This window comes from Carnobacterium viridans, assembly GCF_900102725.1.
GTDB classification, from domain to species: Bacteria; Bacillota; Bacilli; order Lactobacillales; family Carnobacteriaceae; genus Carnobacterium_B; species Carnobacterium_B viridans.
The window spans coordinates 1,890,475-1,914,453 of the sequence record NZ_FNJW01000008.1; the positions used below are offsets into that span (position 1 = coordinate 1,890,475).

Consider the following 23,979-nt stretch of genomic DNA (forward strand, 5'->3'; position numbering starts at 1 on the left):
AAACTATTTGGGAAAACGGGGGATACAAAATTGAATAAAAAGTTCATTAATCTAGCATTAGTTGCAGCATTAGGTTTTTCAACCTATGTTGCACCTATGACAGCATTTGCAAGTACAGATGAGGCTATCCAAACATCTACAGAAAAATTGGTTGATCTTGAAAAGAAAGAAGCTTCAGCAGAATCTCAGTTAGCAACCATTGCAGCAACCATCACTGATAACGAAAATAATGCGACATCATTGATAGCTGAAATGAAAGAAACACAAACAAGTTTAAAAGAATTGGAAATAGAAGTTTCTGATTTGACTACTGCTATTGAGCAACGTGAAGCTAAATTGCAAGATCAAGTACGCTCTGTACAAGTTGATGGAGATAATCAAAATTATATAGATTTTGTACTAAATGCTGAATCAATTGCTGATATTATTGGACGTGCTGATGTCGTTTCCCAAATAGTATCTGCAAATCAAGAGTTAATAAAAGCTCAAGCAACTGATAAAGAAGCGGTAGCTGTAAAACAAAAAGAGACTGAAAAAAAAGCTGAAAAGCAAACGTTATTGGCTGCAAAATTAGAAGCTTCTAAGACTGATTTAGAACAACAAAAATTAGAAAAAGAAGCAGTTGTTGCATCAATTGCTGCTGAAAAATCTATTGTAACAAATGAAAAAGAAAAGTTTTTAGCTGTTAAAGCTGCAGCTGAAAAAGGAGCAGAAGAATTAGCACTTGTTAAAACAACATCTTCTGTTGAAAATACAAGTTCTGCAACTGTTGAATTAACGAGTTCTGAAACTAAAGCAAGCGATGCTTCAGAATTAACAGCTAAACCAGTTGAAACAACAAAAGCAGCTACAACAGCAACAAGTCCTTCAAATGGTTCATGGGCAGCAATTAAAAATGCAGCTTATGGGGTTCTTGGAACACCTTATCTTTACGGTGGAACAACTACCAGCGGTTTTGACTGTTCTGGTTTCACTAGCTATGCATTTGCAGCAGCTGGCATCAGTCTTCCACGTACAGCAGGTGCTCAATATGCAGCTTCAACAAAGATTTCGCAATCTGAAGCACAACCTGGTGATTTAGTATTCTTTAACCAAACAGGAAGTATTGATCATGTAGGTATCTATCTTGGAAACAATCAATTCATTGGTTCACAATCTTCAAAAGGTGTTTCAGTTACAACGATTAGTCAAGCTTACTGGGCTCAATACCTAGTTGGTTTTGGTCGTATAAATTAATTCACTTAATAAAATAAAGAATTTTAATCTAACCGTTTCCCAAAAACGTTTTAAACCAATCGCTAACATCATGTTAGCGATTGGTTTTTTTTAGAAAAAAAATAAATATGAGGTATAAACTGCTTTTCATTGTAAAAATCAGGTAAACTATATTTAGAAATAGATAAATTCATGATTATATTGATTTAGTTTGATAAAATAGAAAAGAAGAGAAGGAGTAGATGCAAATGGCAGCAAACTTTTTAATTGCATTAGTGCTATTTTTTATCCAACCTACATTTTTAGTGGGGTTAGTTTTTGCAATTTGGACAAGCCACCGTCGAATCAACCATGAAAGAAGTAATCATCGTGTAGCTGTTTATAGTTCATTGTACGAAATTAAAAATTATTTACTTTTAGGGATTCTTCCAGGAGTGATTGGCTCAGTTCTTTTAACCATTGTTGGTATTCCAGTTACAATGGACTGGATTATTGTGTATCAAATTGTAACAATTTTGAGTTTGATTGTTGGTTATCGATTTGTTCATCCAATATTTACAGTTTCATTAAGTACATTAATTCTGGTAGGACTACCATTAGTTTTAGACAGTTCTAATTTTTCTTTTATACCGAATAACTGGTACCAGCCTTTAAGTCAGAGTGAATTTATTCGTACGCCATTATTTGTGAATAGCTTTATTATTCTTATTCTTTTATTAGGGATTTCTATTGTCACCATTAAAAGAAAAGCGGATACTCATTTATCTGCCCGCTTTTTAAAAACGAAACGTGGAAAACGGATTGCGAAATATCCAATAAAACCATTTTGGGTAATGCCATTGTTATTAGTTGTTCCAGGTGAAGGTTTTCAAGCATTCTTTAGCTGGTGGCCAACTTTTTCAATCGGTAACGAATTGTATTCTTTCTTTTGGCTGCCGATTTTAATTGGTTTTCAATTTACTATTCAATCTCAAGTTCCAAAAGTTGCTGTTTCCAAGTTGGTTAATGATTTAGCAGTAATAACAGGGGTGGCAGTAATAATTGCCATAGCTTCTATTTGGACTCCTTTTGCTCCAATTTTTGGATTTGTTTTTTTGCTTATTGGTGGAGGAGTTGTATTATATCGTCACCGTAAACGAGAAAAAAACTGGAGTGTCCTTTTTGGACCAGCTGAAAATGGGATAAAAATTATTGGTATTCGCCCAGATACGCCCGCGGAAAAAATGAATTTAGTCGTTGGAGACACAATTATTAATTGCAACAATTTGCCGATTGAAACCGAATTTGACTTTTATCAAGCATTGTCAAAGAACAGTGTCTATTGTCATTTGAAGGTTAGAGGAGTAGATGGCGAACTTCGCTTAACAGAAACAGCTATTTATGCAGATTCTCCTCATGAAATTGGTGTAGTGATCTTAGGAAAATAGGTTAAAGCAAAAGAGAAAATTTAAAAATATCAATATAGGCGGGATAAAATGAAAAAGGTATTAATTGTCGATGATGAACAATCTATTTTAACATTGTTAGCTTTTAATCTGGAAAAAGAAGGTTATCAAGTAGATACAGCTTTGGATGGTTTAGAAGGATATGAAATGGCTGTAGCTCACCCGTATGATTTTATCATTTTGGATTTAATGCTTCCGTCAATGGGCGGAATGGACATTTGCAAAAAGTTGCGACAAGAAAAAATTGAAGCGCCGATAATGATGCTAACAGCTAAAGATGATGAACTTGAAAAAATTATCGGTCTTGAATTAGGTGCGGATGATTATATGACCAAACCATTCAGCCCGCGTGAAGTGCTTGCGAGAATGAAAGCTATCATGAGACGGATGAGCAGTAAAAGTAAGGCGGAAGAAGCTTTAAAAGAGTCTGCTAGTACAGCAGAACAAGATGAATTAATTAAAGTAGGAGATATCCAAATAGACCCTAGCCAGTATGAAGTGATTGTAAGAGGAGAAAAAATAGATGTTACTCCTAAAGAATTCGAGTTACTGATGTATATGATCAAACGAATCAATCGAATTCTAAGCAGAGAACAACTGCTGGATGCAATATGGAATTTTGATTATGCTGGAGAAACACGAATCGTTGATGTGCACATTAGTCACTTAAGAGAAAAAATAGAAGTAGACACAAAAAATCCAGTTTATATTCGAACAGTAAGGGGATTTGGCTATAAATTTGAGGCTCCAAAAAAATGAGGAAACTTCAATTTCGGATTTTAGCTATTTTCATTGCGATATTTACTATTTTTAGTTTATCTATTGGACTTTTTTCAATTAATTTACTACAAGATTATGCTGGTAACAGCCAAGAAGAAGAGTTGATTAAACAAGCTAAAACAATAGCAAGCTTACTTCCTATGAATGCTGATAATCCAACAAATTTAGAAGCTGTTACAAATGAGGCGACAGCTCTTGAGATGCAATCAGATGAAAGATTAACGATCATTGATCTTTCTGGTGTTGTTGTTTTCGATTCAGCAACAAATAGAGAAGACTTGGAAAATCATAGCAATCGTGAAGAATTTCAAGCAGTGTTAGCTGGAAACGAAGTAGGAGTTTCAGCAAGGAACAGTGAAAGTACCAACGAAACATTGTATTACGTTGCAGTACCTTTGCTGGGAGAGCAAAATGAACTAACGGGGGTCTTACGTTTATCTAGACCAGTAGCTGAAATCAATCAAATTAGTGAACAAATAAAACACTCTCTTTTGCTGTTCAGCTTATTAGCTCTTATTTTAACGACCTTAATCACACTAATTATAACAAAACGTATTGCAAGACCCATTAATGATATTATGATTGTTGCTAAAAGTCTTTCTGATAAACAGTATGAAGTCAGGTATAATGGGAATGCGTATGGTGAAGTAGCCGATTTAGGGCAAACAATCAATGAACTAGCAACAAGTTTAGAAGAACAAACACAAGAGATTGAGCAAAATGACAAAAGACTGTTTGAATTGATCAATCATTTGGTCATTGGTGTAATGCTGATAGATGAACATCGAACCATAAAAATGGTGAATCCTGCTATGAGTGTTATTCTAGGAGAAGATGTCACTAAACTTGTTGGGAATTCTTATGTTGAAGCAACAAAAAGCTATGGATTAAGCCACTTGATTGAAGTAGCTTATCAACAAAATAAAAAACAAAATGATGAAATTTACTTTTATTATCCCAAAGATAAAATTGTTGATGCGAATATTGTTCCAATTGACGGGAAAGAACCAGGAGAGCAAAATTTAATTGTCTTGTTGTATGACATAACAGAAATTAGAAGGCTGGAAAAAGTCCGGACAGATTTTGTAACCAATGCTTCACACGAATTAAAGACTCCTGTTACAGCTCTTAAAGGATTCTCGGAAACATTGTTGGATGGAGCAATGGAAGATAAAGAAGTATTGAAACAATTCTTAGAAATTATGCTGGCTGAAAGTAGTCGCTTAGATTTTTTAGTGAACGATATTTTAGAGTTGTCGAAATTGGAACAAAAACAAGTTCCTATGAACATGCAAGAAGTCAATCTTAGCGAAGCAGTCTTAGCTACTTTTCAACTCGTGAAACAAACAGCAGATGAAAAAGAGATGGAACTAAACCTGCTTGAAGAAGACACTTTATTTATTACAGTAGACAATAGTCGTTTAAAGCAAATATTGGCTAATCTCATTAATAATGCAGTTGTTTATACTCAAGAGAGCGGAAAAGTAACAGTTACGATAAGGAAAGAAAATGATCAAGCTGTTATCTTGGTTTCAGATAACGGAATAGGAATACCGGAAGATGAACAAGACCGAATTTTTGAACGTTTTTATCGAGTTGATAAAGCCCGCAGTCGCAATTCTGGCGGGACAGGATTAGGATTATCAATCGTGAAGTATTTAGTAGAGAACTTGAATGGGTCGATTACTATTAAAAGTAAACTTGGTTTAGGAACAACATTTATTGTAAGGTTGCCTATCCAACCAAGATAACTAGTTCTAGTTACAGGTAATGCATCATTAAACTAAAATATAGAAAAAAGTCTTGAGTAACTCTCAAGGCTTTTTTATTGTTTAACAAATGGTTGTGCGAATTTCAACTATCTCTAATAAAAATTAGCGATTCTATATCGATAGGTAAATTTAGCGATCTTTACATAAAATTAATACTCTTTACAATAATCTACAAAAACGTTACATAATGCGAGAGTAAAATTAATATTCATTCGTTAAGATATGTATGTGGACAAGAGGTATGGATGTCTAACACTAATACTAAAAGGATGGGTAAAATGACTATTACAAAATTATCAAAATTAACATTAACTTTAGGGCTAGGCTTAACTTTAGCAGCTTGTGGAGCAGAGTCTGATTCTGCTGGTTCAACAGAAAACACGGAAGAATTTGACGCAACTCAAACAATCAATGTTATTTCACGTGAAGATGGTTCTGGTACTCGTGGAGCATTTACTGAAATTACAGGTGTATTAGTTGAAGACGGCGATACTGAAACAGATAACACATACTCTGGAGCGACTATTCAAAACAGTACTAGTGGTGTGATGACAACTGTAACTGGAGACTCAGCATCAATCGGGTACATTTCTTTAGGGTCATTAGATGACAGTATTAAAGCTGTGAACATTGAAGGCGTAGAAGCAACTCCTGAAACTGTACAAGATGGTTCATATGCTATTTCTCGTCCATTCAATATTGCTTACAATGGAGAATTAAGTGAAGTTGCCCAAGATTTTTGGACATACATTATGAGTGCTGAGGGACAAGAAATTGTTGTAAGTGAAGGATACGTTGAAGCAGTAACAGAGGCTCCTGCGTATGAAGCAGCTGAAGATATGACTGGAAATATCAGTATTGTTGGTTCAACTTCAGTAACACCAGTAATGGAAGTACTAGTTGAAGAATATACAGCTCTTAATCCAGAAGTTACGATTGATGTTACGTCAAATGGTTCTTCTGCTGGTATGACTGCTGCAATGGACGGATCGGCTGATATCGGAATGGCTTCTCGCGAATTAAAAGATGAAGAATTAGAAGTACTAACAGCTGAACCACTTGCTATTGATGGTATCGCTGTAATTGTTAACAGCGAAAATTCATTTGAAGATTTAACAATGGAACAAGTAAAACAGATTTTTACAGGAGAAGTAACAACCTGGGATGAAGTTGCTAAATAATCATTAGGTAAAACATAAAAATAACCAGAGAAATTCTGGTTATTTTTATGAAGTGAGTTTTAGTCAATTGGGAAATTGGCAAATGAATTCAGCCTATCAACTTGTATCCATCAAGATAGGCTGTTTTTTCATATATGGGGATAAAAGTAGGTAAAAAATTTACAATTATCCATAAATACAATTGAAAAAGAATGTGTTTATGGATGATTTATTCTGTCTTATGTTAAAGGAGATCAATATGAAGACGAAAAAATTAGATGGATTTATGAAAGGTGTCTTTTTTGTATCTGCACTGACATCAGTCTTAGCTATCATCTTAATCTGTATCTTTATTTTTGCAGGCGGCGTTCCGTTTATGGTTGAATATGGAGTTTTTGATTTTTTATTCGGTCAAAAATGGACACCTTCTAATACCCCTGCCTCATTTGGAATATTGCCAATGATTATGGGATCTTTAGCTGTAACATCCGGGGCGATCGTTGTTGGGGTACCAATCGGAATTTTAACGTCTATCTTTATGGCAAAGTTTTGTCCAGCTTGGTTGTACAAAATTCTAAAGCCGGCTGTTAACTTAATGGCAGCTATACCTTCCATCGTTTATGGATTCTTTGCATTACAAGCTATTGTACCAATCATGCGTAATCTAGTTGGTGGTACGGGTATGAACATGCTGACAGCCATCATTTTGCTTGGAATCATGATCTTGCCAACGATTATCGGCTTGTCAGAATCATCCATACGAGCTGTTCCAGAAAGCTACTATACTGGAAGCATGGCTCTAGGAGCGACGCACGAACGCTCAGTTATAAAAGTAGTTGTACCAGCTGCTAAATCTGGAATCATTTCCTCTGTTATTTTAGGAATTGGGCGTGCAATTGGAGAAACAATGGCGGTTGTCTTAATTGCTGGAAACCAACCCATTATGCCAGAAAGTCTAACGCTAGGTGTTCGTACATTAACAACAAATATTGTATTGGAAATGGCTTATGCGAGTGGTTCTCACAGAGAAGCACTCATTGCAACGGCAGTAGTATTATTTGTATTTATTTTAATCATTAATGGCACTTTCTTAATGATTAAGAAAAAGGGGGCTAGATAATCATGGCTAGTAAATTAATGAGAAGTTTAATTTATTTAGCAGCAACCATAACTTTTGGGTCCTTGTTTTATATTGTAGGATTTATTTTAGCCAAAGGGATACCGTATATTACTCCGGAAATGTTTGCTTGGAAGTACACAACAGATAATGTTTCATTGATGCCGTCTCTAATTACAACTTTTATTGTAGTGGGTATGACTTTACTGATTGCAACCCCTCTAGGTGTGTTTACAGGATTTTATTTAGTAGAATATGCTCAAAAAGGAAATAAAGTCGTTGAAGTTATTCGTATTGCAACGGATACTTTAGCAGCTGTTCCTTCGATTGTATATGGTCTTTTCGGAATGCTATTTTTTGTTACTTTCTTAAACTTTCAATATTCCGTTTTAGCAGGTGTGCTAACTTCGGTAATAATGGTTTTACCATTGATTATTCGTTCCACAGAAGAAGCGTTGCTATCAGTAAATGACTCTTTACGAGAAGCAAGCTTTGCTTTAGGAGCAGGAAAATTAAGAACCATTTTTAGAGTGATATTACCCGTTTCAATGCCTGGAATTTTATCAGGAGTCATACTTGCAAGCGGACGAGTTGTTGGTGAAACAGCTGCATTATTGTATACGCTTGGAAGCTCAACAAATTTACCAGACAGCTTATTTTCATCAGGAAGAACATTGGCTTTGCACATGTATGTTCTATCAAGTGAAGGAATGCATGTAAATGAATCCTATGCAACAGGAGTTGTTCTGATTGTATTTGTTTTAATGATTAATGGTTTGTCAACAATATTAAGTAATAGACTGACAAAGGGGACCAAATAATGAGTAAATTAAGTATTAAAAATGTAGATTTATTTTATGGTGAGTTTCAAGCCTTGCATAATGTGAATTTAGAGATTCCTAAAAATCAAATTACAGCTTTTATTGGGCCATCTGGTTGTGGAAAATCAACATTGATCAAGAGTTTAAATCGTATGAATGATTTGATTGAGGGTTGCAAGATAAAAGGATCTATCTTATTAGATGAAGAAAACATTTATAAAAAGGACTTTGATGTTAATGAGTTGCGTAAAAAAGTCGGTATGGTTTTTCAACAACCGAATCCGTTTCCGATGAGTATTTATGATAATATTACTTATGGGCCAAGAACACATGGAATCAAAGATAAAAAAGTACTAGATGCTTTAGTTGAAAAAAGTCTTCGAGGAGCAGCCATTTGGGAAGAAGTAAAAAATGATTTGAAAAAAAATGCGTTGTCTTTATCAGGCGGACAACAACAAAGAATTTGTATTGCACGTGCGTTAGCCGTTGAACCTGAAATTTTACTGATGGATGAACCTACAAGTGCATTAGATCCCATTTCGACTGCTAAAATAGAAGAATTGGTTACAGTTTTGAAAGAAAATTATACTATTGTAATGGTTACGCATAATATGCAGCAGGCTTCTCGTGTATCAGATAGAACTGCCTTTTTCCTAAATGGAAAAATTGTGGAAACTGGTGAAACAAGAAAAATATTTACAAATCCTCAACAAAAGCAAACAGAAGACTATATCTCAGGACGTTTTGGTTAACCATTTTAATAAGGATTGGAGGGAAATGATTTGAGAAGAGTGTATGAGGAAGATCTGGTAAATTTACATGTTCATTTTTCGGAGATGGGTATGATGGTTAATGAAGCTGTTTACAAGTCAGTGAAAGCATTTACTAATCATGACAAAGAACTTGCCCAGCAAGTGATTGATAACGACATCATGATTAACGCACGTGAAACTGAATTAGAAAAAAAATGTTTTGAGTTGATTGCATTGCAACAACCCGTTACAAGTGATTTGCGTAAAATAGTAACGGTTATGAAAGCCAGTGCTGATTTAGAAAGAATGGGGGATCATGCAGTAAGTGTCGCAAAAGCCGCCATTCGCGTTAAAGGTACAAAACGTGTTCCAAAAATCGAAGCCGATATAGCAGAACTTTCAGAGAAAGTAAAAGTAATGGTTGAAGGTGTTCTAGAAGCTTATATTAAAGAAGATGCCAATAAAGCAAAGAATTTATCCACAGCTATTAATGGTATTGATCAGGATTTTTATGGCATTTATCAGCAATGTATTGATGAAATGAAAGTAGATCCTGAATTGATTTTAGGGGCAACAGATTACATGTTGGCTGCAAGGTATTTGAAGCGCATCGGTGATTATGTTACAAATATTTGTGAATGGATTGTTTATTTAAAAACCGGTAAAGTTGTAGAGTTGAATACAAGTAAACGATAAAAAGAATTAATTTAAGTTGTTTTCTACAACTTTTAAGTAGATTTAAGTTGGAGAGAGATAAAAAAATTCTCATTTGATTTTTTAGCAGTAGATTAGAGAAGTAAATTAGAGAAGTAAAAAAAAGCGGTAGACTAGAGGTGAAACTCTTTCTACTGCTTTTTTCTTTGCTCTTTTAATTTAAAAAAGCTAAAATGATAATAGCATACATTGTGCCTTTACATAAAATTTACAATTATGCTATTTAATTTTTACAATAGTACGTTATTATTAAGAAGTATGTAATTTAGGTAAATACCTAGGAGGTATAAAATGAAATTAATAAATAGTCGATTTCTGTTGATCATTGCATTTGGATTTATTCTAACAGCATGTGGACCTGTAGTAGAAGAAGAATCGATTACTGCAGTTGGGTCATCTGCTTTACAACCACTTGTAGAAGCTGCTGGTGAACAATTCAGTACTGAAAATGTTGGGAAATTTATTAACGTACAAGGCGGAGGTAGTGGAACTGGGTTAAGCCAAATTGCTGCAAATGCAGTAGATATTGGGAATTCAGATATTTTTGCTGAAGAAAAAGATGGCATCGATGCCTCTAAATTAGTTGATCATCGTGTGGCTGTTGTCGGAATCACACCCATTGTGACCCCTGGTACTGGAGTTAGTGATATTAGTATACAAGAACTGCAAGACATCTTTACAGGGAAAATTACGAACTGGTCAGAATTAGGCGGGAAAGATTTACCAATAACGGTTTTAAACCGTGCAGCCGGTAGTGGAACACGTGCTACATTTGAACAATGGGTCTTAGAAGAAGGTCAAAACAGCATTATTACGCAAGAGCAAGAATCAAGTGGGACAGTACGTCAAATTGTTGCTAGTACGCCTGGAACGATCAGTTATGTAGCTTTCTCATATGTAAATGAAGATGTGGAATCTTTATCAATAGATGGAGTAGAGCCAACAGACGAAAATGTAAAAACAAATGAATGGCTAATTTGGTCTTATGAACACATGTATACAAATGGAGAACCGACTGGTTTAACAAAAGAGTTTCTGGATTACATTTTATCAGATGACATTCAGTCTACGCTAATTGGAGCTTTAGGGTATATTCCAACTAGTCAAATGGAAGTTGAACGAGATGTTGAAGGAAATACAGTACCTATAGAGTAAAGCGCAAAAAAAATAAATAATGAACTAGAAAAGATAGCATGAAGCTGAAGACGATCTTTCAATATGAAAAACCGTCTTTCAGCTTGTTGTATTTGAGATAAGAGGAGGGCTTCTTTTGGAAGAGATTCAAGCAAGATTACTTGGAAACTCAAAAAAAGGTAGACTGGAAAAATTAGGAAAAACCGTTAGTTTTATTTGTATCGCTATTATCGTACTTGTAGTTGTTTCAATCTTGTATTTTGTTACGAGCAAAGGTCTTTCTACTTTTTTTACTGATGGAGTTTCTTTTTGGGACTTTTTAACGGGTTCAGTCTGGAATCCAGGAAATGTTAGTGAAGACGGATTGCCTCTTGTAGGTGCCCTTCCAATGATTACAGGGTCCTTTTTAGTGACACTGTTATCGGCAGCACTAGCGACACCATTTGCAATCGGTGCAGCAATTTTCATGACTGAAATTTCGCCATCTACTGGGAAAAGAGTTTTACAACCTGTAGTTGAATTATTAGTAGGTATCCCATCCGTAGTTTACGGATTTATTGGGCTGACTGTTGTGGTTCCTTTTGTTCGTTCTCTCTTTGGAGGAACGGGTTTTGGTATTTTATCTGCTACTTTTGTGTTGTTTGTTATGATTTTACCGACTGTAACAAGCATGGCAGTGGATGCTTTAAACTCTGTACCAAGACATTACCGTGAAGCATCTCTTGCTATGGGTGCAACAAGATGGCAAACCATATATAAAGTTGTTTTAAGAAGTGCGATGCCAGGATTATTGACAGCTGTTGTTTTTGGGATGGCTCGTGCCTTTGGAGAAGCTCTTGCTGTTCAAATGGTTATTGGTAATGCTGCATTGATGCCGACAAGTTTAATTACTCCAGCGTCAACATTGACAAGTATATTGACTATGAGTATGGGGAATACAGTAATGGGTACATTAGAAAATAATGTTCTTTGGTCATTAGCCCTAATTTTAATGCTGATGGCATTATTCTTTAATATCTTAACACGTTGGATTGGTAAGAAAGGGGCTATGAAATAATGGATGCAAAAAAATGGGATAAATTCGCAGTTGGTGTCTTATATGCTATATCTATATTCATCGTTCTTATTTTATTCAGCTTACTAGCCTTTATTTTATGGCGAGGTGTACCACAAATTTCATGGGAATTTTTAACTCAACCTGCAAGATCGTTTCAAGTGGGAGGCGGGATAGGAATTCAATTATTCAACTCGTTTTACCTGTTGTTTTTGACTATGTTGATTAGTGCACCATTAGCATTGGGTGCTGCTATTTATTTATCAGAATATGCAAAACAAAACTGGGTGACGGATATCATCAGAACAGCGATAGAAGTACTTAGTTCATTGCCTTCTATAGTTGTTGGGCTGTTTGGATTTTTAATCTTTGTTATTCAATTTGATTTTGGCTTTTCGATCCTTTCTGGTGCTCTTGCATTAACCATCTTTAACTTGCCATTGTTAACACGAACGATAGAAGACTCATTGCAAGCCATACCTGGAGTTCAAAGAGAAGCTGGATTAGCTTTAGGATTGTCTCGTTGGGAAACAGTCACTCGCATTATTCTACCTGCAGCGTTGCCTGGTATTCTAACAGGAATGATTTTAGCCGCAGGACGTATTTTTGGGGAAGCAGCAGCTTTGATTTACACAGCTGGACAAAGCGCACCGGCGTTAGATTTTGCCAATTGGAATCCACAATCGATTACAAGTCCATTGAACATTATGAGACCAGCTGAAACATTGGCTGTTCATATATGGAAGATCAACAGTGAAGGTGTTATGCCCGATGGACCACAAGTGTCTGCAGGTGCTTCAGCTGTTTTGATTATTGCAGTATTATTATTTAATTTAGTCGCTCGTTATTTAGGAAGAAAACTTCAAAAGAAAGCTACTTCTGCTTAGCAAAAAAATGTGGAAGTAAGGATTCAGTTAGATAAGGAGGATTTATGGAATGCCCAATCAAGCTAACCTAGAGACAAATGTTTTAAAGATGGCGCCCGGTACGAAAATCGATTTGTCGACCGAAGATCTACATGTATGGTATGGAGATAATGAAGCAATCAAAGGTGTTTCATTAGAATTTGAAGAAAATAAGATCACTTCTCTTATCGGACCAAGTGGCTGTGGAAAATCAACTTACTTGCGTTCTTTAAACCGGATGAATGATGAAATTGAATCAGCTAGAGTAACAGGAAAAATCATGTACGAAGGCATTGATGTAAATGCTTCAAATGTTGATGTATATGAAATGCGTAAGAATATCGGAATGGTATTCCAACGTCCTAACCCATTTAGTAAATCGATTTATGACAATATTGCCTTTGCTTTAAGACGACATGGAGTCAAAGACAAAAATACGTTAGACGAAGCAGTGGAAACGAGTTTAAAACAAGCCGCTTTGTGGGAGCAAGTGAAAGATCAATTAAATAAAAGTGCTTTAGCCTTATCTGGAGGACAACAACAACGTTTATGTATCGCAAGAGCGATTGCTCTCAAACCAGACATTTTACTATTAGATGAACCAGCAAGTGCCTTGGATCCAATATCTACTAGTCAAGTAGAAGAAACACTACTACAATTGAAAGAAGATTATTCAATTATTATTGTTACTCACAATATGCAGCAAGCTTCAAGAATCAGTGATTACACAGCTTTCTTTTATGTTGGAAACGTGATCGAGTACGATGAAACGAGAAAAGTTTTTACTCGTCCAAAAATTCAAGCAACAGAAGATTACGTATCTGGTCATTTTGGGTAGGAGGAAAAAGAGTGAGTAATGAAAAATTTATTATTGAATCTAAAGACGTTCATTTATACTATGGAAATAATGAGGCACTAAAAGGTGTTTCGCTAGACTTTAAACCTAAGGAAATTACGGCATTGATTGGACCAAGTGGTTGTGGAAAATCTACCTTTTTAAGAACTTTAAATCGGATGAACGATTTGATACCGAATGTGACAATCACAGGTAACGTAAAGTTTGAAAATAAAGAAATATACAGTCCTAAAATGGACACTGTTGAATTAAGAAAAAAAGTCGGGATGGTATTTCAACAACCGAATCCTTTTCCATTTTCAATTTATGAAAATGTTGCTTATGGTTTGAAAATTGCAGGAATGAAAGACAAAGCTAAGATAGATACCATCGTGGAAGAAAGCTTGAAAAAAGCCGCAGTTTGGGAAGATGTGAAAGATAAATTGCATAAAAGTGCCCTTTCGCTTTCAGGTGGACAACAACAAAGAGTCTGTATTGCACGAGTATTAGCAATTGAACCATCTGTTATTCTATTAGATGAGCCGACAAGCGCTCTAGATCCTATTTCAAGCGCAAAAATTGAAAATATGTTATTAGAACTGAAAAAAGATTATACCATGATAATCGTTACCCATAATATGCAACAAGCATCAAGAATATCGGATAATACAGCGTTTTTCTTAAATGGACACTTGATTGAACATGGGGAAACAAGACAAATTTTTACAAGACCTAAACAAAAAGAAACAGAAGACTATATTTCTGGACGTTTTGGGTAATTCGTTGCATAATTAAGAAAATGGTATAGGAGTGATGAAAAGTGAGACGAGTATTTGAAGAGGAACTAAATGATTTACACGTTCATTTTTTTGAAATGGGAAAAATGGTTAACGAAGCAATTTATAAATCAGTAAAAGCCTTTGTAAATCATGATAAAGAGCTCGCTCAAGAAGTGATTGACGGTGACTTAGAAATTAATAGACACGAAGTTGAGTTAGAGAAACAGTGTTTTGAAATGATTGCGTTGCAACAACCTGTCACAACCGATTTAAGAAAAATTGTAACGGTTATGAAAGCTTGTGCTGACCTTGAAAGAATGGGTGATCATGCAGTTAGTATTGCAAAATCGACTATTCGAGTAAAAGGAAATAAACGAATCTATGAAGTGGAAGCAGAAATTGCTGAAATGTCTGAAAAAGTAAAAGTCATGGTTCAAGGCGTTTTAGATGCATACGTTAATTTTGATACAGAAAAAGCAAAACAAATAGCATTGAGTGATCGTGCAGTGGATAAAGATGCAAAAAAAATTCACCACGATTGTATCGAGCATATGAAAGCTGATTCAGAAATTGTTTTAGGTGGATCAGATTATATGCTTGTAGCTGGATACCTAGAACGAATTGGGGACTATGTAACAAATATTTCTGAATGGATCGTCTACTTGAATTCTGGTAAAGTTGTTGAGTTAAACACTCACAATAAAAATAGTCCTATAAATTAATCAGCAAAAACGACTGGGGAAAGTATTCCAGTCGTTTTTTTGTCTATTCTGACTCTTCGTCAAAGGGTGATGATAAAAGAAAATAAAAATTCTTCTGGAATAGACGAGTTTGCTTGTGGAGAGCCATGGAATCGCCTGAAGCCTAAAGTTCATAGTCTTCAGACTTTCAAGCCTTAAACAAAGCGTAATCGCCGAAGCGCCAACGCTTTGTAATTCGCATTGAATTCAATGCATGGCTACAAGCAAACCCTATTCCTCCAGAATTTTCGTGACATTAATTTAACTAAGCTATCAACACTAAAAATATAGAGCCTCTATTCTAAGATAAGAAGTATAGTTGTCAAGGTCTTTTGCTTTCTTAAGTAATCTATGTTAGGATAGTAAAAATTTAGCAAAATGGAGGATGAAGTAAAATGGGAATGCATCAGTATATTAAAAGTTTAAGTGATTTAGAAAACATCTTTCGTTGCCCAGGGAAGTTTAAATATGAAGACCATTCTGTTGCAGCGCATTCATTTAAAGTTACTCAAATTGCACAATTTCTAGGAACTGTAGAGGAACAAGCTGGCAATGAAATCAACTGGAGATCCCTGTATGAAAAAGCGCTCAATCATGACTATACAGAACTTTTTATAGGAGATATTAAAACGCCTGTTAAATATGCAACACCTGAATTAAGAGGAATGTTAGCAGATGTTGAAGACTCTATGACCGAAAATTTCGTAAAAAAGGAAATTCCGAAAGAATTTCAAGATGTGTATTCTGAACGATTAAAAGAAGGAAAAGATGAAACTTTAGAAGGTCAAATTTTATCTGTTTCAGATAAAATTGATCTGCTTTATGAATCTTTTGGGGAAATTCAAAAAGGGAATCCCGAACACGTTTTTACTGAAATATATGAAGAATCTTTAAAAACAATTTTAGAATTCAGACATTTAACAAGTGCACATTACTTTTTAAAAGAAGTCCTTCCTGATTTGTTAAGTGGGAATTTTACAAATCAAGATCAATTACAAAAAATAACACAACGAATTATGAATGATTCATTAAGTGACTAACAAATAATTAACGATGAACAAACGTTCGCTAAAAATAAGGAAACATGATAAACTAGTAAGACAAAGGTAGGATGCATGTAGCTATCCTATTTTTTGTGTTTTCGTTAAACTATTCTTATAAACTAAAATTTGAAGTGTAAAAAAATAACTAAAAAGGAAGTAAGCAAATGGCACATGATAAAATTACCGTCAAGGGTGCGCGTTCACATAATCTAAAAAACATTGATGTAACGATACCAAGAGACAAACTAGTAGTTATTACCGGATTGTCAGGTTCTGGTAAAAGTTCTTTAGCTTTCGATACTTTATATGCTGAAGGACAAAGACGTTATGTTGAAAGTCTTTCTGCTTATGCTCGTCAATTTCTTGGTCAAATGGATAAACCAGATGTGGATAGTATAGATGGATTAAGTCCGGCTATCTCGATTGATCAAAAAACAACCAGTAAAAACCCACGTTCTACAGTAGGAACGGTAACGGAGATCAATGATTACTTAAGATTGTTGTATGCTCGTATTGGCCATCCTATTTGTCCAAATGATGGTACGGAAATTTCTAGTCAGTCTGTTGAGCAAATGGTGGACCGTGTACTAGAATATCCTGAAGGAACAAGAATCCAATTACTAGCTCCTATTGTTGTTGGAAAAAGAGGTCAGCACAAGAAAGTTTTTGATAAAGTTAAGTCTGAAGGTTATGTTCGGGTACGTGTGAACAAAGAAATGTACGATATTTCTGATGATATTGAGTTGGAAAAAAATAAAAAACACGATATTGAAATTGTTATTGACAGAATCGTAGTCAAAGAAGGTATCCGTTCGCGTTTATTTGATTCCTTCGAAGCAGCCTTACGCTTAGCAGAAGGATATGCCATCGCAGATATTATGGGACAAGAGGAAGTATTATTTAGTGAACATTACGCGTGTCCTTACTGTGGGTTTACCGTTGGTGAACTAGAACCTCGCTTGTTTTCATTTAATGCGCCATTTGGTTCTTGTCCTGATTGTGATGGACTAGGCGTCAAATTAGAAGTAGATATTGATTTAGTTGTGCCAGATAAAAGCTTATCGTTAAAAGACGGGGCTATTTTGCCATGGAATCCGATTAGTTCAAATTATTACCCGCAAATGTTGGAACAAGCCTGTAAACATTTTAAAATTGATATGACTATTCCATTTGAAGAATTGTCAGAAGAAGAGCAAAATTTTGTTCTAACAGGTTCAAAAGGAGAATTATTCCATTTTCATTATAAAAATGATTTTGGTGGTGTACGTGATGTCGATATCCCTTTTGAGGGTGTATTGATGAACATTGAAAGACGGTACCGTGAAACAAGCAGTGATTTTACAAGAGATCAAATGAGGTTGTACATGACAGAGTTGGCTTGCCAAACGTGTGGTGGAAAACGATTGAATCCAGAAGCGTTATCGGTGAAAGTTGCTGGAAAAGATATTGGGGAAGTTTGTAACTATCCAATTGAAAAATCGATGCAGTTTTTCGATGAATTGTCTCTATCTGAGCATGACATCATGATTGCAAAACCTATCTTGAAAGAAGTAAATGATCGATTGAGTTTCTTGAAGAATGTGGGATTGAATTATTTAACTCTAAGTCGAACTGCTGGTACTTTATCTGGGGGAGAAGCACAACGTATTCGTCTGGCAACTCAGATTGGATCTAATTTGTCGGGCGTTTTATATATACTAGACGAACCTTCAATAGGGCTGCATCAAAGAGATAACAATCGACTAATTGAATCATTGCAAAAAATGCGTGATTTAGGAAATACACTAATTGTAGTTGAACATGATGAAGATACGATGAGAGCTGCCGATTATTTGATTGATATAGGTCCTGGTGCGGGTGAAAAAGGCGGCGAAATCATGGCCATCGGAACACCAGAAGAAGTTGCTAATAGTAAGGATTCCTTAACCGGAGCCTATTTATCGGGGAAAAAATTTATACCCGTTCCTAAAGAGCGGAGGGTAGAAGATAAAGGTGTTATTCGCGTTAAAGGGGCAGCTGAGAATAACTTGAAAAATGTGAATGTTGATTTTCCATTAGGTCGCTTTGTAGCCGTTACGGGTGTTTCAGGATCTGGTAAAAGTTCTTTAGTCAATTCTATTTTGAAAAAAACACTGTCTCGTGATTTAAATCGTTCAAAACAAAAACCTGGAAAATACAAATCATTAGAAGGTCATAAAGGATTAGAAAAAGTTATTGATATTGATCAAAGCCCAATAGGACGTACACCTCGAAGCAACCCAGCAACGTATACAAGTGTATTTGATGATATACGTGATTTGTTTGCTCAAACAAATGAAGCTAAGATAAGAGGGTACAAAAAAGGGCGTTTTAGTTTCAATGTAAAAGGCGGACGTTGTGAGGCATGTAGAGGAGACGGAATTTTAAAAATTGAAATGCATTTCCTTCCTGATGTGTACGTACCATGTGAAATCTGTCATGGTACACGTTACAATTCAGAAACATTAGAGGTCAGATACAAAGGCAAAAATATCTCTGAGGTGCTGAACATGACAATAGAAGAAGCAGTTGTCTTTTTTGAAAATGTTCCTAAAATTCGAAAAAAATTACAAACGATCATCGATGTTGGATTGGGGTATGTCACACTAGGACAACCGGCTACCACATTATCAGGTGGAGAAGCGCAACGAATGAAGTTGGCTAGTGAATTACGCAAAAGTTCAAATGGAGATAATTTCTATATCTTAGATGAGCCAACAACAGGATTGCATACAGATGATATTGCGCGACTATTAACTGTATTAAATCGATTAGTTGAAGCTGGCAACACCGTTTTAGTCATTGAACATAATTTGGATGTGATTAAAACAGCGGACTATGTGATTGATTTAGGTCCAGAAGGTGGAGCTGGCGGAGGTACAATCATCGCTACTGGAACTCCAGAGGAAGTCGCTAAGGTCAAGAAAAGTTTTACTGGACAATACCTGAATGAAATCTTGAAAAGAGATAAAAAGCGCGAAAAAATAATTGAACAGTCAATTAAATAGGATAGAAAAGAACGAATCCAGCTTTGATCTATCAGCTGAATTCGTTCTTTTTAAAGTATTTCTTTTTTAAATCTAGTTGTTTCATGTTAAACTTAACGTGAAAACTGACCTCCTGTTCAGACTATGTAACGATAGTAAAATCGTACTTAAGTCCTATGACAAAGTTCCCTAGATGACGCATAATAATGATAACAACAAAGACAGTATACAACTAACTTTTAACATTATCAGGCAAACACTAATTAGAGGAATTGAAAATTTTGAGGAGGAAATGACCATGAAACAAAGAGAAAGAATACTCGAACTAGTTAAACAAGGAATCATCTCAACTGACGAAGCCTTAGTTTTATTAGAAAATGCAGCAAAAAAAGAAGGCAAAGAAGCGATTAAAAAAGAACAAGCTCATACGCAAGAGGCGGATGAGAAAACAGCTACACCACTTAAACCTGAAATACCATTTTTTAATGAAGGAACAGAAACAGACTCAGACTCAGAGTTCTTAAAATCAGAAGAACCCAATCAAGATGAAGCGTTTTCTGCTGAAGAACAAAGAGATCGTGATCAACTTGAAAAAATATTAGAAAGTTTGTCTAATGAAGCATCCTTTTATTCTGTTAAATTGGACGAAAAGAATCTAGAAATTGCTACACTTAAAACTAAACTTAAAATGGTACAAGAGAAATTAATGGTACTTGAAACCAAAGAAGATTTAGATGAATTGCATCCTGAAAAAGCACCTGAAATGAATCAAATGAAAAATGAAATCAATGAGTTAGATATTCAGCTAAAAGACTTGGAACAAGAAAAAGCTGAATTGGAAAATCAATTAAGAACGGTAAAAAGAAAACAATGGGGTACTCAAAAGAAACAAATTTCAGAAAAATTTGAGATACCAGAAGATTGGAAAGAAACCGCCAATGAAACATTGAATCAAGTAACAGGAAAAGTAGTGGATACTGGAAACCAATTTGGCAAGTTCATGAAAGAAACGTTCTCTACAGTGATGGAAAATATGGACTGGAAAGATGTTAATGTTCGTGTGCCTGGTTTAGCTTCAACAAAATTCACACATGAGTTTAATTATCCTGAAAGTACAGCTTCTATTTTAGATGTAAAAGTTGCAAACGGGAATGTACTATTTAAAAATTGGAACAGCCAAGATATTAAAATTGAAGCTGATGTTAAAATTTATGGTAAATTAGACACAGCAACGCCTTTAGAAGCTTTTGAGAAGCGCAGTACTGTGGAAGTGACCGATGAAAAAATGGTATTCCACGTTCCAAACAAACGGATACGTTGTGACTTAGTATTTTATCTTCCTGAAAGAGTGTACGATCATACCGCAATCAATCTTTTGAATGGAAATGTAAAATTTGAAGATTTCGAAGGAAAAGATTTCTATGTTAAATGCACAAATGGAAATGTGTTTTTCCAAAATTTAACGGCTACCATGTTGGAAACTGATGGCGTTAATGGTACCGTTACAGTATTAGATAGCACAGTAAGAGATCTGATGGTGAAAAGTGTTAATGGTGGAATCGTTACACAAGGTAAAATTAAGAGTGGGAATCTTTCAACAGTCAATGGTACTGTAAAAGTTACATTAGAAGGTGAAGATTTAACACGTATGGCAGCATCTTCTGTTAACGGAAGCGTAAAAGTATCTTTTCCTAAACAGTATAGTATAGAAGGCGAAGCAAAAAGTAATTTAGGAACAATCCAAAACAGAGTTGCAAATCTAGAAACACTTAAAGAAAGAAAAGATCGTACAAGTCAACTTCTAGAGTTTAGAAGAATAGCGGATACGCAACTATTAGTGTTGAAATTAGAAACAACAACAGGTAATATTTTATTAAAAGAAGCAGATGAACTAGTTTAAAACGATATGAAACTCAGAGAGGTGAATGAAAATGAGAAAATTAACTAAATCAAGAGACAATAAAATGGTGAGCGGTGTCTTAGCTGGGATTGCAGAATATTTTGGATTTGATCCAACGATACTTCGTATTATTTATGGAGCAGCTACTTTAATCGGAGTAGGTTCGCCTTTTATTCTGTATATCGTACTCGCTATTGTGATTCCAGAAGCTCCTAGAACGAATCGTTCAGAAAACACTGGAACGTATGGATTCAAACCAGGAAATAATCGACCAGAAAAAAAAGAACCACGTAAAGAAGCTGAGAAAGTTAAAGAGGAAGACTGGAGTGACTTTTAGTGAGATTTTGGCAAAAAATTATTGTTAATGCACTGATTTTCTTGGCCTTAGCTGGTTTTTTGCAAAATATGTTCTATGTGGAAAGTATATGGGTAGCATTAGGAGCCAGCCTTGTCTTAGCTATTTTGAATATGGCTGTAAAGCCGATTTTATTCATCTTATCCTTGCCTATTACTCTTTTAACTCTTGGACTATTCACTATTGTTATTAATGCAGCCATGTTGAGTATGACCGCTGCGATTGTAGGAAGCGGTTTTGAATTTTCATCATTTGGAGCAACGATGCTTGTGGCTATCTTAATGTCGCTAGTTAATATGTTATTAAATAGTCAATTAAGACAGCCTAAGTGATTTAGAAATGTAAAAAACTAACGTGACCCGTGTCTTTTAGATGAGACAGCGGGTCTTTTTTTTGAAGCCATTTTAGTGAAATAATTAGATAGGCATAGAAACTGGAACGTTTGTCTCATTTCTTAGGCTTATTTTTTGTTGTTAAAAGAAATTTAAACTTATAAAATGAGTAAAGTTGAAGCTTTTTACTATTTGAATCGATTTTCTTTCGATTTCCTTTAAACAGAAAGATTAAAATGGTAAAATGAGGAGCATGTAGCAGTTTTAAACAATTAAAATGAAAGTAAAAAAAGATCTTTAAACAGAGGAGAAAAAATTATGACCAAAAGTGTAACTGTACAACAATTAGTAAACTCTCTGAAGTTAGAAGTACATAACGGAGAGGAATTTCTTGATCGTAAAATCTTAACAGATGATATTTCACGGCCAGGTCTTGAACTTACTGGTTATTTTAATTATTATCCTCAAGAACGGATACAATTATTTGGCAGAACAGAAATTTCTTTTTCTGAGCAAATGACTAGTGACGAGCGGCTGATTGTGATGCGAAGAATGTGTCAGTCTGATACACCTGCGTTTCTTATTTCAAGAGGTCTGACTCCTCCAAAAGAGTTGGTACAAGCAACAACTGAAAAAAGCATTCCTTTACTCTTATCCCCACAATCAACTACGCGTTTATCTAGCAATGTAACGAATTTCTTAGAAGCTGAGTTAGCTGAACGTATTGCTATGCATGGTGTGCTAGTAGACATTTATGGAATGGGCGTTATGATCACTGGAGATAGTGGAGTAGGTAAAAGTGAAACGGCTTTGGAATTAATTAAAAGAGGACATAGACTTGTAGCCGATGATCGTGTTGAACTATATGTCATCGATGATAAAAAAGTCGTAGGCGAACCACCTGAAATATTAAGCCATTTAATGGAGATTCGAGGAATAGGTATTATTGATGTCGTAAATCTATTCGGAGTTGGATCGATTCGTTTAAGCAAAGTCGTTAACTTAGTCGTTAATTTGGAGCTTTGGGATAAAGAAAAAACGTATGATCGATTAGGTAGTGGAGATGAAAAGCAACGTATTTTAAATGTTGACGTACCAAAAATTTCGATTCCAGTTAGAACGGGACGTAATTTGGCAATCATCATTGAAAGTGCAGCAATGAATACCAGAGCAAAAATCATGGGATATAATGCCACTGAAACATTCGAACGTAATTTAGAAAAACTAATCAAAAAAAATTCAACTGAACAGTAAGATTGGAGATTAAAGTATGAGTAATCTGTTAGGAGCAATTAATCCAATTGCCTTTTCATTAGGACCTCTTGATGTCTATTGGTACGGAATCATTATCGCTGCAGCTATATTTGTAGCAATTTTTTTAAGTACGCGAGAAGCTGAAAAAAGAGGGATTGATGGAGAACATATCGTGGATATGGCTCTTTGGGCGCTCCCGATAGCTTTCATTGGAGCACGTTTGTATTATGTAATATTTGAGTTAGGCTACTACCTTCAAAATCCTGGTGAAATTATAGCAATTTGGAATGGCGGTATAGCGATTTATGGCGGCTTGATTGCGGGAGGATTAACTGTCTTCTGGTACACAAAGAAACATGGAATTCCGTTATGGTTAATGCTGGATATTTTAGCACCAAGTGTATTGCTAGCGCAAGCAATTGGGCGTTGGGGAAATTTTATGAATCAAGAAGCTCATGGAGGAGAAGTAACGAGATCGTTTTTAGAAAATTTATACTTACCTGAATTTATTATCAAGCAAATGGAAATTAACGGCATGTACTATCAACCTACTTTTTTATATGAGTCTTTATGGAGTTTAATTGGTTTTGTACTGATTATTATCTTGCGAAACAAAAAGCAGTTGTTTAGACAAGGTGAAGTGGCTTTGAGTTATGTACTCTGGTATTCTCTTGGACGATTCTTTATTGAAGGTCTTAGGACAGACAGCTTATGGATTTTTAATCTTATTCGCGTATCGCAAGCGTTATCCGTTGTCTTATTTATAGGAGCACTCAGTTTATGGATTTATAGAAGAAGAGATTACCCGCCTGTTCCATACTATTTAGATGGAATGAATCAATCAAAAAAGAAACAGTCGAAATAAAG

Annotated in this window: 22 protein-coding genes; all 22 read left to right on the forward strand. The window is 35.2% G+C overall.

What is annotated here, in order from left to right:
• The first annotated feature begins 30 nt into the window (after positions 1–30).
• Entirely contained in the window at positions 31–1,236 is a 1,206-nt protein-coding gene (locus tag BLT48_RS10580) for a C40 family peptidase (protein WP_089977825.1), read from the forward strand.
• 227 nt (positions 1,237–1,463) lie between these two features.
• On the forward strand, positions 1,464–2,642 hold the full coding sequence (locus BLT48_RS10585; protein ID WP_226776729.1) for a PDZ domain-containing protein: 1,179 nt from the start codon (positions 1,464–1,466) through the stop codon (positions 2,640–2,642).
• A gap of 48 nt (positions 2,643–2,690) precedes the next feature.
• A complete protein-coding gene (locus tag BLT48_RS10590; protein WP_035021395.1) occupies positions 2,691–3,419 on the forward strand; it encodes a response regulator transcription factor in 729 nt (242 codons plus the stop codon).
• On the forward strand, positions 3,416–5,191 hold the full coding sequence (pnpS, locus tag BLT48_RS10595) for a two-component system histidine kinase PnpS (protein ID WP_089977829.1): 1,776 nt from the start codon (positions 3,416–3,418) through the stop codon (positions 5,189–5,191). Before BLT48_RS10590 ends, pnpS begins: the two co-directional genes overlap by 4 nt.
• Before the next feature lie 299 nt (positions 5,192–5,490).
• Positions 5,491–6,393, forward strand: a complete 903-nt coding sequence (locus BLT48_RS10600) for a substrate-binding domain-containing protein (protein ID WP_176944114.1) — start codon at positions 5,491–5,493, stop codon at positions 6,391–6,393.
• A gap of 238 nt (positions 6,394–6,631) precedes the next feature.
• On the forward strand, positions 6,632–7,492 hold the full coding sequence (gene pstC / locus BLT48_RS10605; RefSeq protein WP_089977832.1) for a phosphate ABC transporter permease subunit PstC: 861 nt from the start codon (positions 6,632–6,634) through the stop codon (positions 7,490–7,492).
• 2 nt (positions 7,493–7,494) lie between these two features.
• Positions 7,495–8,310 (forward strand): phosphate ABC transporter permease PstA, encoded by an 816-nt coding sequence (pstA, locus tag BLT48_RS10610; protein WP_035021402.1) that lies wholly within the window; start codon positions 7,495–7,497, stop codon positions 8,308–8,310.
• On the forward strand, positions 8,310–9,062 hold the full coding sequence (pstB, locus tag BLT48_RS10615; protein WP_035021404.1) for a phosphate ABC transporter ATP-binding protein PstB: 753 nt from the start codon (positions 8,310–8,312) through the stop codon (positions 9,060–9,062). Before pstA (BLT48_RS10610) ends, pstB (BLT48_RS10615) begins: the two co-directional genes overlap by 1 nt.
• Positions 9,063–9,092: 30 nt before the next feature.
• Positions 9,093–9,758, forward strand: coding sequence for a phosphate signaling complex protein PhoU (gene phoU / locus BLT48_RS10620; protein ID WP_035021406.1), 666 nt, complete (start codon positions 9,093–9,095; stop codon positions 9,756–9,758).
• Between the two features lie 309 nt (positions 9,759–10,067).
• Entirely contained in the window at positions 10,068–10,931 is an 864-nt protein-coding gene (locus BLT48_RS10625; protein ID WP_035021407.1) for a phosphate ABC transporter substrate-binding protein PstS family protein, read from the forward strand.
• Between the two features lie 115 nt (positions 10,932–11,046).
• The gene (gene pstC / locus BLT48_RS10630) at positions 11,047–11,967 is read left to right on the forward strand and encodes a phosphate ABC transporter permease subunit PstC (RefSeq protein ID WP_035021408.1); all 921 of its coding nucleotides are present in this window, start codon (positions 11,047–11,049) and stop codon (positions 11,965–11,967) included.
• Entirely contained in the window at positions 11,967–12,851 is an 885-nt protein-coding gene (gene pstA / locus BLT48_RS10635) for a phosphate ABC transporter permease PstA (RefSeq protein ID WP_089977836.1), read from the forward strand. Before pstC (BLT48_RS10630) ends, pstA (BLT48_RS10635) begins: the two co-directional genes overlap by 1 nt.
• A 49-nt stretch (positions 12,852–12,900) precedes the next feature.
• Positions 12,901–13,707 (forward strand): phosphate ABC transporter ATP-binding protein PstB, encoded by an 807-nt coding sequence (gene pstB / locus BLT48_RS10640; RefSeq protein ID WP_035021410.1) that lies wholly within the window; start codon positions 12,901–12,903, stop codon positions 13,705–13,707.
• Positions 13,708–13,718: 11 nt separating this feature from the next.
• On the forward strand, positions 13,719–14,483 hold the full coding sequence (gene pstB, locus BLT48_RS10645; RefSeq protein ID WP_089977838.1) for a phosphate ABC transporter ATP-binding protein PstB: 765 nt from the start codon (positions 13,719–13,721) through the stop codon (positions 14,481–14,483).
• 41 nt (positions 14,484–14,524) lie between these two features.
• Positions 14,525–15,205: a phosphate signaling complex protein PhoU gene (gene phoU, locus BLT48_RS10650; RefSeq protein WP_035021413.1), complete on the forward strand. Its 681-nt coding sequence runs from the start codon at positions 14,525–14,527 to the stop codon at positions 15,203–15,205.
• Positions 15,206–15,618: 413 nt separating this feature from the next.
• A complete protein-coding gene (locus BLT48_RS10655) occupies positions 15,619–16,263 on the forward strand; it encodes an HD domain-containing protein (RefSeq protein ID WP_035021414.1) in 645 nt (214 codons plus the stop codon).
• 167 nt (positions 16,264–16,430) lie between these two features.
• Entirely contained in the window at positions 16,431–19,292 is a 2,862-nt protein-coding gene (gene uvrA, locus BLT48_RS10660; RefSeq protein ID WP_089977842.1) for an excinuclease ABC subunit UvrA, read from the forward strand.
• 277 nt (positions 19,293–19,569) lie between these two features.
• Positions 19,570–21,171, forward strand: coding sequence for a daptomycin-sensing surface protein LiaX (liaX, locus tag BLT48_RS10665; RefSeq protein ID WP_089977846.1), 1,602 nt, complete (start codon positions 19,570–19,572; stop codon positions 21,169–21,171).
• Between the two features lie 31 nt (positions 21,172–21,202).
• A complete protein-coding gene (locus tag BLT48_RS10670; protein WP_035021418.1) occupies positions 21,203–21,508 on the forward strand; it encodes a PspC domain-containing protein in 306 nt (101 codons plus the stop codon).
• Positions 21,508–21,858: a phage holin family protein gene (locus tag BLT48_RS10675; RefSeq protein ID WP_035021419.1), complete on the forward strand. Its 351-nt coding sequence runs from the start codon at positions 21,508–21,510 to the stop codon at positions 21,856–21,858. The genes BLT48_RS10670 and BLT48_RS10675 overlap by 1 nt, the downstream gene beginning before the upstream one ends.
• A gap of 318 nt (positions 21,859–22,176) precedes the next feature.
• On the forward strand, positions 22,177–23,112 hold the full coding sequence (gene hprK, locus BLT48_RS10680) for an HPr(Ser) kinase/phosphatase (protein WP_035021420.1): 936 nt from the start codon (positions 22,177–22,179) through the stop codon (positions 23,110–23,112).
• A 16-nt stretch (positions 23,113–23,128) separates the two neighbouring features.
• Positions 23,129–23,977 (forward strand): prolipoprotein diacylglyceryl transferase, encoded by an 849-nt coding sequence (lgt, locus tag BLT48_RS10685; RefSeq protein ID WP_035021421.1) that lies wholly within the window; start codon positions 23,129–23,131, stop codon positions 23,975–23,977.
• Positions 23,978–23,979 lie beyond the last annotated feature (2 nt).